Raw genomic sequence first — 10697 nt, 5'->3', positions numbered from 1 at the left:
CCGGGGCAACATTAGCTACAAAGACCACCTTGCCTTCATGGTGTCCTACACATTTTCCCTCGGCAGCAATTCTTTCGATTTTTAACTGCTCGAGGACCTTATTCTTCATTTTTCTTGACATAGCTCGCAAAATTAATCATTTTCGGTCAAAGGGTTGAATATTGTCCTTCTTGGTTTCAAAATTTTATAGGTCTTGGTTAATGCGGTTCTAAATAATTTTTGATTTATCTGTATTTGGAAGGGGCTTAGTAATCAAGATGGTTGAGGTTTCAAGTAGCAGATCCATGCCCAATGAAAATATCCCTTACCGATGTGCCCAGCTGTCAAATCACTTGCTGCCCTTATCAGTTTGCTTTTCCTGTACCAATTTCTTGAAAATTGACCCGTCGATTTTTTAATAATTTGTAAAAAAAAATGCAATATCACACATAAGAGGTTCAATCTTTTTTGAGTGCGCTATAGGAAAAGTTTGTTTGAATTATCAAATTATTTATTTAACTTATATTTTAGTAGTTAAGCCTTTAAAGAGATAATTAGGAGCAATTTTCAAACTATTTCTAGTAAAATTCAATCCATTAGTATCTTTTTTTGTGTTGTTTATCAACATTATTAAAGTAAACCTACTTAAAATCAAAATATAAAGACTTTAAAAATAACGATACCCGAAATAAAAATTTCATGAAAAATATTATATGGACAATAATAGCAACAGCGATCTTAAGTACTTCTTGTTCAAGTAAAGCGGATAAAATCACTTACCCAAAAGATTTAAAAACTTTTTCACTAAATGATTCAATAGAATTTGATAAAAAGTGGTATGATTATAAATATAAAATCGTTTCTTACTCAAATGGTTCCTCTACACACCTTATTAAATGGGCTGAGGCAATTGAAAAGTTTCCGGAAATAGCCTTTCTATTTTACATTGATAAAAAAGACTCTACTAAAATAAAGGAAAGGTTAAAACAAAGAGAATTTTATTGGCCAGTTTTTTACGATCCTGAAAGCAAATTTCTAGAATCAAATAAAATAAAAGGCCTTGGAACTCGTCCCTATTATTATTTTATTTTCGCAGTTAAAGACGACAAAATAATTGATATAGCAAAAAGTAGAAACAACCCTACATTTCCTGAAGATTTTGAGAAATATTTAAATGATTTTTTATCAGAGAATTAAGCAGATAAATTTTAAAACCGATAGTTGAAACTTAAAAAAAAGACTTTCCTGATAAAACCATTAGGTGGTAAACCTACCATTAGATGAGACGAAAATATTACCTTTATGAATAAATGGCGTCCTAATTAACAAAAACGCCATCTAATTAAATCAACAATCACAAAGATAACATTGTTCATAAGCTGCACTGCAACTTTCACTGGTGTAGTAATCAGGATCACAATTGTAAACTGTCATCACACCTTCACAATATTTCATTCTCTGATAACAACTAGCATCCGCATTAAAAATTGGTGCCATACCAATAGTCATAGCAACAGCACTTTCAGCCCTTATCGATTTTCTTTTCCTTCACCAATTTCTTGAAAATTGAACGGTGGATTTTTTAATAATCTATGAAAACAATGTAATATTACATATGAGGGGGCTCCTTTTTTGACTCAAACCTAAAATAACTATTTTGGGCAAAAAATGGAATCTCTCCTTTTTTGTTTAGGACGGAATTGTATCTTGGTTAAAAAAAAATATGGAAATAAAGAATAAAGTGGTTGTTGTTACTGGGGCCACCTCGGGAATAGGGCAAGCTTGTGCCCTCATTTTTGGTAAAGCCGGGGCTAAAATTTGGATTACAGGTAGAAGCCGAGTTAAATTAGATGAAACATTGCTTCTTCTTCAAAAGGAAGGAGTTGAGTGTGGAGGTGGCGTTTGTGATGCAGCCAAGGCCGAGGATAATGAAAAAATGGCGCATGAGGTTATCCGGCATTATGGGAAAATAGATATATTGATCAACAATGCTGGAATAAGCATGCGGGCATTGTTTAAAGACTTGGACTTGAAAGTTTTTCATCAAGTAATGGATATTAATTTTTGGGGCACCGTATATGCTACAAAGTATTGTATGGATGAAATTCTTAAAAATAAAGGGGCCATTATTGGCGTTTCCTCCATCAATGGTTTCAGGGGAACCCCTGCAAGAACTGCCTACACTGCCAGTAAATATGCCATGAATGGTTTCTTTGAGTCATTGAGGACGGAAGTGATGAGGTTAGGCGTACATGTTCTGGTAGTTTGCCCGGGCTTTACCGCCTCTAATATTAGAAACAATGCTTTAATGGGGGATGGGAGTAGCCAAAGTGAATCGCCTAGAGAGGAAGATAAGATGATGACGGCCGAAGAAGTGGCTGAATCCATGCTGAATGCTCTGCGGAAAAAGAAAAGAGACCTTGTGTTAACTCGCCAAGGGAAATTAGCGGTTTTTTTGAACAAATGGATGCCCGGAATAATGGATAAAATAGTTTACAACCATATGGCCAAAGAAAAAGACTCACCCTTTAAATAATGTCAAAACTAAAAGATGTACTTCGGGTTTATTTGAATAGGTTAGTAGATCTTTCTTCTAATAACCGTTCCATATTCCTTCCCAAAATCATTGCCAGTCAAATGATTGATTTGAAGGATTTTCATTTTTTAAATAACCATGCATCTTTTTTCTACATCACTGAATTACTAGGGAGGAAGAGAAATATTCCTTTGATTCAGGTGCTTGATAGTAGGGATCAAAATGTCAATCAACTTTCTGTACGCTTAAAACGCTTGAAACAGCAAGTTAATTTTACCATTGAAGAAACAGGCGAAAAAAGTTTATTTGTAGGTTGGCCTTTTGTGGAGGGCAAGCTACTTAATGGCCAACTCACGCGTTGCCCTTTGGTATTCTTTCCGGTGGAGCTTATTTTAGATGACAAAACCTGGTATCTAAGAAAAAGTGTAGGGGAGTTGCCATTTTTAAACCCTTCCTTTTTACTGGCCTACAGTCAGGCAGTTGGAAAGCCCTTTGATGCAGAGTGGTTGGAGACCTCCCTTGAAGATTTTCATAAGGATGCAATGGGATTTAGAGCAGATCTTTACCAGCTGCTCAAAAACCAGGTCGAATTAAATTTTAGCCGAGAAATATATCAGGATCAATTGGAATTTTTTCCTGACAATAACAGGGAGTTTTTTGAAGAATCCTTTGAAGTCGGATTGTTGAAATTAAAACCATACGCCATTTTGGGCCAGTTTTCTCAAAAAAGCTCTTTTCTGATGGATGATTATGAGCAATTGATTGATCAAGCTGATCAAGAAAACCTAGAGGCTTTGTTTTCTGATTATTTTGCCAATAATACCGACAATCCACACCCTACCACAGAAAACAATTTGTACAATACTTTCCCCATTGATGCAAGCCAAGAGGCTGTCATTAATTATATTAAGTCGGGAAACTCTTGTGTGGTCCAAGGGCCTCCGGGTACAGGGAAGTCTCAGCTCATTTGTAATATGATGGCTGATTTTGCCTCCAGAGGTAAAAAAGTATTGGTGGTTTCTCAGAAACGAGCAGCCCTTGATGTGGTGTATCAACGTATCGCTTCACAAGGTATGGCAAATTTTACAGCACTGGTCCATGACTACAGAGGAGACCGCAAGGAGCTCTATAAAAAAATAAACCACCAGATCAGTTCACTGGAAAATTACAAGGCTTTGAATAGTTCTATTGATGCGATACAGCTAGAAAGAAATTTTAGCCAAATGTGCACCAATATTGAAAGGTATTCAGATTTCTTTGATGCCTATAAGGAGGCATTGTATGACACAAGTGATTGTGGGGCTCCGGTCAAAGAGCTATACCTTACTTCAGATTTTGGAAGTGAAGGGATTGACATGACCCAATTGTATAGAAATTTCCGTCTGGATGATTTGGATGGTTTTTTAAATGATTTTGAGCAATACCAATACTACTATAAGAAATTCCAGGTAGCTTCTTCATTTTGGTTGCATAGGGTTGATTTTTCAGACAAAGGGCCTGAGGCCATCAATGGAGCGAAAGCCACCTTTGAAGAGCTGTCCTTGGTGAAGATTACTGCCAAAAATGATTTGAATTCCATGCTGGCAGATACCTTTGAATATGGGCTTATCTACCAATCTTTCCAGCAAAAGGAAAAAGTGGATGCCTTAAGCCTTGCCATTGACGATCCGCAGATCTATGAAAAGTTTAAGGCCCTGATGAAGCATGATGCAGGAACACTGGATCGCTTATGGTTAGAGAATAAGGTAGACATGATCAGGAAATTACTGATGAATGAGGGCGTGGAATGGGGGATAAGTGATCAAGAAGTGGAAGCCACTTTAGCCTTGGCTGTAGATGCTGTTAAGCAATTGGATTCATGGTACGGTAAACTATCCTTGAATTTCAACCAAAAGAAATATACTGTTATCAAATCGTTGCTAGAAAAGAATGGGTTAAAAAACAGTAAAGAAGACCTTGGGGTTTTGGTACAAAGGCTTGAGAACAGGATGAATCTAAATCATCAATACGCCTTATTGAAACAGAAACCCTGGATAAAACTTCCCGAAAAACCTTTTACCATTGAGGCATTTGAAGAGGTGTCAGCCTTGCATGTCAAAGCGTTGAATGCCAGATTTATCATGAGTGAGTTAGGGGTTTTGGCTTCCTATTTTTATAAACCTCAATTTACCTTCAATCATTTTCAACATTTATTGGAAGGGGTAAGTGTAATTAATGATTGGGTGGAAGACCATTTTTCTACTTGGCGAGAATATCTTACTGAAATTCAGATCAAACACCTATTAAGTGCTGAGGATGAAAAGGGCTTAAAAGAAATTCAGTCCAACCTGGGAAAAGATGTAGATGAATTGAGCCGCTTCGACAAGCTAAGGCACATCATGTCGGAGGAAGAGAAAAAAGTGATAGAAAAATTAATTGATGAATTTCCCGATCGCAATTATGATTCCCTGAAAGAAGTTTTTTTATCCAGTTTGAAAGTGAGTTGGATCAGCCACCTAGAGGCCAAATACCCGGTCTTAAAAGAAATCTATGGCCCCCAAGTCAAGTCAAATATTACTGATTTTGAAAATTCTGTTGAAGAGAAATTAAAAATCGCACGTTTTATTATTGAGATGAGGTTAAGGGAAGGGGTTTGTTCCAATTTGGAATACAATCGGCTAAACAACCTTATATCCTACAGAGAACTGGGGCATCAGGTAGGGAAAAAGCGACAAATTTGGTCTGTGAAGAAATTAATAGCTCACTATAAAGATGAGATTTTTAGGCTGATTCCATGCTGGTTAGCATCTCCTGAGACAGCATCCGCATTATTTCCTTTGACACAATACTTTGATTTGGTAATTTTTGATGAAGCCAGTCAGTGTTATTTTGAAAGGGGCTTGCCGTTGATGTTGAGAGGGAAGCAAGTAGTCATTGCAGGGGACCGGCAACAGCTTCAACCCTATGACCTGTATCAAACAAGGTTGCAGGCTGAAGAAGAAGAAACAATGGAAGTGGAAATTGATGCCTTGTTGGAGATGGCAGCACAGTATTTTCCCACCTATCATCTACAAACCCATTATAGAAGTGCCACTTTGCCCTTAATAGATTTTTCAAATAGAAATTTCTATAAAGGGAAGTTATACATGTTGCCTGACAGGAAGGTTTTGAATAGTGGTGATCATGGATTGAAATTGATCAAAGTGGAAGGAGTATGGAAAGACCAAACCAATATTCAGGAGGCCGAAGAGGTAATGGCTCAGTTACAAAGTGCTCGGGCAATCAACCCTTCAGATAGCATTGGTATCATTACCTTCAATTATCATCAAATGATGCTAATTTCCAGTTTGATAGAGGAAGATGAGTTGTTGTCTCAAGATGAAAACATTCGGGTAAAAAACATTGAAAATGTACAAGGGGATGAGTTTGATCAGGTGATTTTTTCTGTAGGTTATGCTAGAAACCCGGAAGGGAAATTCACGGCTAATTTTGGCCTTCTCTCCAGAAAGGGAGGTGAAAACAGGTTAAATGTAGCCATTACCAGAGCCCGGAAACGAAATGTTCTTATCTCTAGTCTAAAGATGTCTGACTTTAAAGAAAGGCATATGAAAAATGCCGGAATCAGGTTGTTAAAAGAGTATTTGGCTTTTGTAGATGAAGTGCAGCAAGGAACAGCAACCTTGGCTTTGAGACCTGATGCCCCCGGATATGACAGAAATTGGTCATTTAGGGACCGGTTGATAGGTAATTATGGGAGCCATGAGGTAGTGGAAAACCCTTATTCCGCAGTGATGGATCTGGAGGTCAATGAAAATGGTAAAGCCGTGGCAGCAATTCTTACTGATGATCAGCGGTTCTTCTCCTCAAAAACGGCCAAAGAGGCCTTTGTATATCACCCTCGACTGTTGTCTTCTAGAAACTGGAACATCGTGTTTTTATTTAGTCGCCAATATTGGCTAGATAAAGAAGACTTGTTACAAACCAAATTGGCCCAAGTAAAAAGTCAGTCCGGAGAGTGATAGAAGCTTTTAGCAATTATTAGCGACCATTGTATTCTTGTGTAGGGGCTTACAATTATGATCTTCTCACAACCATTTCCTATTTCCTACATGTCTTGGCTTGGATCAATTGTTGGCAATAATTTTCAACCCGACAGATTCGATTCCGGAGAGGGTGTCTTTCCGCATGTATTGTACAAAGTGATAGGAAGATTGGGATAAAACCCTATTCCCAGGAAGGGTGTCATACAAAATTCTTCTATTTCCATAACCCTGCCCAAGAGGTTTTCCTGTTTTGGGATCAAACAACTGGAGGTTGAGAAGGGTATCTGATATGATTTCTTGCGAACTGTCTTTTAGGAAATAGCGAACATAGAGGTTGTTGTATTCATATTTATCATCGTACCGAATGCTTAAAATGGAGCTTGTACCTGTATTTGTCTCCAAAGAGTCCAAAGTGAAAGAAATGGTATCCGTAACCACCCACTCTAATTTCTCAAGGTCTTGATAAGATTCATATACACGGCCATTGTTGCAAGCTGCACTTGCCCATACAATGAAAGCTAGCAAAGCAATGGCCAATATATTATTATTTTTCATCAGGCTTATTTCTGTTTTCACCACCTCTAGGACCTTTATTTCGATTTGGCTTTCGTCTTTTGTTTCTATGGTTACCCTGGTTTTTTGGCGATTTAGCATCGGGATCTTTTGGAGAAGTTCCTGTTTTGCCTTGCGCATTTTGAGGGTTATTCGATCGTTTAGGTGGTCTTCTGTTTTTGGTATTTCGAGGTTTTTCTTCAGGTTTATTCTGCCTTCTTTGGGGGGGTTCCTGCCCTTTATTGTGTGGGTTTGATTTTCTGGATCTGTTTTTCCTTTTCTTTTTAGGCCTAGAATCAGCAAATTTTTTATCCAATAATTCAAGGTCTTGGTTGGTTTTATTGGTATCAATTTCCCCTTCGAAGGCCTTGTCTTGTTGCAGGCTAAAAGGGGTGATCCCTTTTGCATTTTGCTCTATTATGATTTTTACCCTGTCACAATCAATTGAATGCCAGTTGTTGTCGTCATTGTAACTGAACCACATCAATCTCCGAAAGATGTCAGTCTTTTGGAGCTTGGCTTTTCCGGCCTGTGTTAGTAAAGGTTTTTCTATATTGGGGATATCTTCGAGCGCACTCATGTAACTTTCCAGCTCAAAGTTTAGGCAACACTTTAACCGCCCACATTGACCCGAAAGTTTACTGGGGTTCAACGAGAGATTTTGGTACCTGGCTGCAGAGGTGGTGACACTTTTAAAATCATGGATCCATGTAGAGCAACAAAGTTCTCTTCCGCATACGCCTACCCCACCAAGTCTCCCGGCCTCCTGCCTTAGGCTGATTTGCCTCATTTCCACCCTGATTTTAAACTCAGAGGCGAGAAGCTTTATCAATTCACGGAAATCAACCCGATCATCCGCTGAGTAGTAAAAGGTGGCTTTGGAATTGTCTGCTTGGTATTCAACATCAGACAGCTTCATGGAAAGCTTTATTTCATCGATGATCTGCTTACCCCTGTAAATGGTAGGCACTTCTCTATTTTTTGCCTCTTGCCATTTCTCAAGGTCCTTAGGAGTAGCTACTCGGTAGATGCTTAAGATATTGTCATCATTTTTTATTTTTCTTTTCTGCATTTGAAGCCTAACCAGCTCTCCTTGCAAGGAAACATAACCTATATGGTGCCCATTCGGTACATCTACTACTACAGGATCACCTGTAGTGAGTTGCAGGTGTCCTGAATTCCTGTAATAATCTTTTCTACCTCCTTTAAATTTTACTTCTACAATATCAAATTTATCTACTTCCGGTATTCCCATATGGGATAGCCAATCGAAAGCATTCATTTTATTACAATCGCTGGTACCACAACTGCCATTGTTCTGGCAGCCACCAACAGCAGTAGAGTCGGTACTGCAGTTTGCGCATCCTGACATATTATATATATATTTTAGGGAGTTTCCTCCTCGTGAATATGGGGGTTAATTACCTAATCGGAGGATGTCTTGTCCTATGTCTTTTCGGTAATTAGCTTTCTCCCATGTGATTTCGCCTACTCTATCGTAAGCATTCTCAATCGCCTTTTCCACGGTGTCTCCCAAACCGGTGATACCTAAAACTCGTCCACCGTTTGTGACAATTTGCTCACTGGTATTCGTGTTGGTTCCTGCGTGGAATGTAATGGCGTTTTTAATGTTTTTCTTCTCAAGCCCTGAAATAGGCATGCCTTTTTCATAGGCTTCAGGATAGCCTCCTGCCACCATCACAACGGTGGCCGCCGTAGTCGGTGCTATGCTAAGGCTGTAATCTTTTAGGGTTTTATTGGCAGTAGCATTCAGTAATTCCAGAAAATCACTGTTTATTCTTGGTAATACTGCCTGGGTTTCAGGATCTCCCATTCTGACATTGTATTCAATGACATAAGGTTCTCCATCCATATTCATTAAGCCGATGAATAAAAATCCCCTAAAATCTATGCCATCTTTCTGAAGGCCTGAAATGGTTGGCTTGACAATTTTTTCTTCTACTTTTGACATGAACGCACTGTCCGCAAAAGGGACAGGGCTAATGGCACCCATGCCACCGGTATTGGGACCGGTATCGCCTTCTCCAATCCTTTTGTAGTCTTTGGCTTCAGGGAGTATTTTATAGCTTTCTCCATCCGTGGCCACAAAGACGGAGAGTTCAATGCCGGTAAGGAAAGTTTCGATGACTACTCTTGTGGAGGCTTCTCCAAACTTTTGGCCGATTAACATGTCCTTCAAGCTTTCCTCAGCCTCTTCATAACTGCCACAGATCAGTACACCTTTTCCGGCAGCAAGGCCATCCGCTTTTAGTACTATCGGAAGGTTTTGTTTTTTCAAATAATCAATTCCATCCTGTAAGGTGGAAGGAGTGAAAGTAGCGTACGCAGCTGTAGGGATGCCGTGAGACAACATGAAGTTTTTAGAAAAATCTTTGCTTCCTTCAAGTCTTGCTCCAGATTTTCCCGGTCCAACAATAGGGATATCCGCCACTTCAGGTACTTGGGCCATAAAATCTCTCAAACCTTTAACCAAAGGCTCCTCAGGTCCTACCACTAGGAGGTCAACCTTTTTGTCAATACAAAAGTCTTTTATGGCTTCAAAATCATTTACTCCTATAGATACATTCTGTCCGAAGGCCGAAGAACCGGCATTACCGGGAGCTATCCATAAATTTTTGCATTTTTCACTTTGTTTAATTTTCCATGCAAAGGCATTCTCTCTGCCACCGCTCCCTATAAGCAATATGTTCATTTGGTATTTTCTTTTTTTTAATTGGCGTGATCTGAAATAAATTTAATCCGGTATACCCGTACTTCTTCTTCAGCAAAGTCATCTTCTTCGAGCTCTGCCATGGCATCCTTGATATGGTCCGATTCCGCCGTCATAAAATAATCATGGAGAATGTCTTCTCTTTCATCATCCATGATGTTTTCTATATAATAATTGATATTTAGTTTAGTTCCACTGTAGATGATTTGTTCAATTTCATGCAGTAATTCACTCATGCTGATATTCAGGTTCATGGCAATCTCATCAAGATCGATTTTCCTGTCTATCTGTTGTATGATGGTGATTTTCACCTTTGACCTTGTTCCGGATGTTTTGACGACCACATCCGAAGCAGTAATGATTTCATTTTCTTCTACATATTTTTCAATGAGTCGGATAAAGGACCTGCCAAATTTAGTGACTTTTCCTGTGCCAACGCCATTTATTTGTGCCAATTCCTCCCTACTTGTGGGGTAAACGGTTGCCATCTCCTCAAGTGAAGGGTCTTGGAAAATGACGTAAGGAGGTAGGTTTTTAGCTTTGGCTACCTTTTTACGCTCTAATTTTAATAATTCATAAAGTTTTTCATCATAGGCCTTGCCAATATTACTCATTTCTTCTGAGGAGACATTTTCTGCCATTTCATCAAAATTGTGATTTTTACTAATCACTACAGCATGTGGATTTTTTAGAAAGTCCTCACTTTTGTCTGAAAGTAAGATAATGCCATAGTTTTCTATGTCCTTTTCTAGCAAACCAAAAATCATGGACTGCCTTAACACTGTCTTCCAGTGGGTCTCATCCTTGTCTTTGCCTATGCCAAATGAGGGCAACTTGTCATGGCCATAGCTCAATATATAATCGTTTTTCTCCCCTT

The 10697-nt window shown here is 38.8% G+C and carries 7 protein-coding genes; 3 read left to right on the top strand and 4 right to left on the bottom strand.

Annotation, left to right across the window (positions count from 1 at the left end; genetic code table 11):
• Positions 1 to 678: 678 nt before the first annotated feature.
• From AAC037_RS10185 to AAC037_RS10175, 3 genes are all read left to right on the top strand, one after another.
• Positions 679 to 1176: a hypothetical protein gene (locus AAC037_RS10185; protein WP_339902894.1), complete on the top strand. Its 498-nt coding sequence runs from the start codon at positions 679 to 681 to the stop codon at positions 1174 to 1176.
• Between the two features lie 526 nt (positions 1177 to 1702).
• A complete protein-coding gene (locus tag AAC037_RS10180; RefSeq protein ID WP_339902893.1) occupies positions 1703 to 2515 on the top strand; it encodes an SDR family oxidoreductase in 813 nt (270 codons plus the stop codon).
• Positions 2515 to 6513, top strand: coding sequence for an AAA domain-containing protein (locus AAC037_RS10175; RefSeq protein ID WP_339902892.1), 3999 nt, complete (start codon positions 2515 to 2517; stop codon positions 6511 to 6513). The genes AAC037_RS10180 and AAC037_RS10175 overlap by 1 nt, the downstream gene beginning before the upstream one ends.
• 105 nt (positions 6514 to 6618) lie before the next feature.
• Here AAC037_RS10175 and AAC037_RS10170 read toward each other — a convergent pair whose 3' ends face one another.
• The 4 genes from AAC037_RS10170 to AAC037_RS10155 form a co-directional block, all read right to left on the bottom strand.
• On the bottom strand, positions 6619 to 7092 hold the full coding sequence (locus tag AAC037_RS10170) for a gliding motility lipoprotein GldH (RefSeq protein ID WP_339902891.1): 474 nt from the start codon (positions 7090 to 7092) through the stop codon (positions 6619 to 6621).
• Positions 7082 to 8461, bottom strand: a complete 1380-nt coding sequence (gene ricT / locus AAC037_RS10165) for a regulatory iron-sulfur-containing complex subunit RicT (protein ID WP_339902890.1) — start codon at positions 8459 to 8461, stop codon at positions 7082 to 7084. Before ricT ends, AAC037_RS10170 begins: the two co-directional genes overlap by 11 nt.
• A 45-nt stretch (positions 8462 to 8506) precedes the next feature.
• Positions 8507 to 9802, bottom strand: a complete 1296-nt coding sequence (gene purD / locus AAC037_RS10160) for a phosphoribosylamine--glycine ligase (protein WP_339902889.1) — start codon at positions 9800 to 9802, stop codon at positions 8507 to 8509.
• A gap of 17 nt (positions 9803 to 9819) precedes the next feature.
• A partial coding sequence (locus AAC037_RS10155; RefSeq protein ID WP_339902888.1) for an HRDC domain-containing protein occupies positions 9820 to 10697 on the bottom strand: 878 nt, incomplete at its 5' end.

Origin of the sequence: uncultured Cyclobacterium sp. (assembly GCF_963976465.1) — a bacterium.
Taxonomy (GTDB): Bacteria; Bacteroidota; Bacteroidia; order Cytophagales; family Cyclobacteriaceae; genus Cyclobacterium.
Note: the sequence above shows the minus strand (reverse complement) of the source record. Positions and strands in the feature narration are given on the sequence as shown.

Bases quoted from the DNA above. Each gene is read 5' to 3' on its own strand.
- AAC037_RS10185 (WP_339902894.1), top strand. From the start codon at position 679: ATGAAAAATATTATATGGACAATAATAGCAACAGCGATCTTAAGTACT.
- AAC037_RS10180 (WP_339902893.1), top strand. From the start codon at position 1,703: ATGGAAATAAAGAATAAAGTGGTTGTTGTTACTGGGGCCACCTCGGGA.
- AAC037_RS10175 (WP_339902892.1), top strand. From the start codon at position 2,515: ATGTCAAAACTAAAAGATGTACTTCGGGTTTATTTGAATAGGTTAGTA.
- AAC037_RS10170 (WP_339902891.1), bottom strand. From the start codon at position 7,092: ATGAAAAATAATAATATATTGGCCATTGCTTTGCTAGCTTTCATTGTA.
- ricT (WP_339902890.1), bottom strand. From the start codon at position 8,461: ATGTCAGGATGCGCAAACTGCAGTACCGACTCTACTGCTGTTGGTGGC.
- purD (WP_339902889.1), bottom strand. From the start codon at position 9,802: ATGAACATATTGCTTATAGGGAGCGGTGGCAGAGAGAATGCCTTTGCA.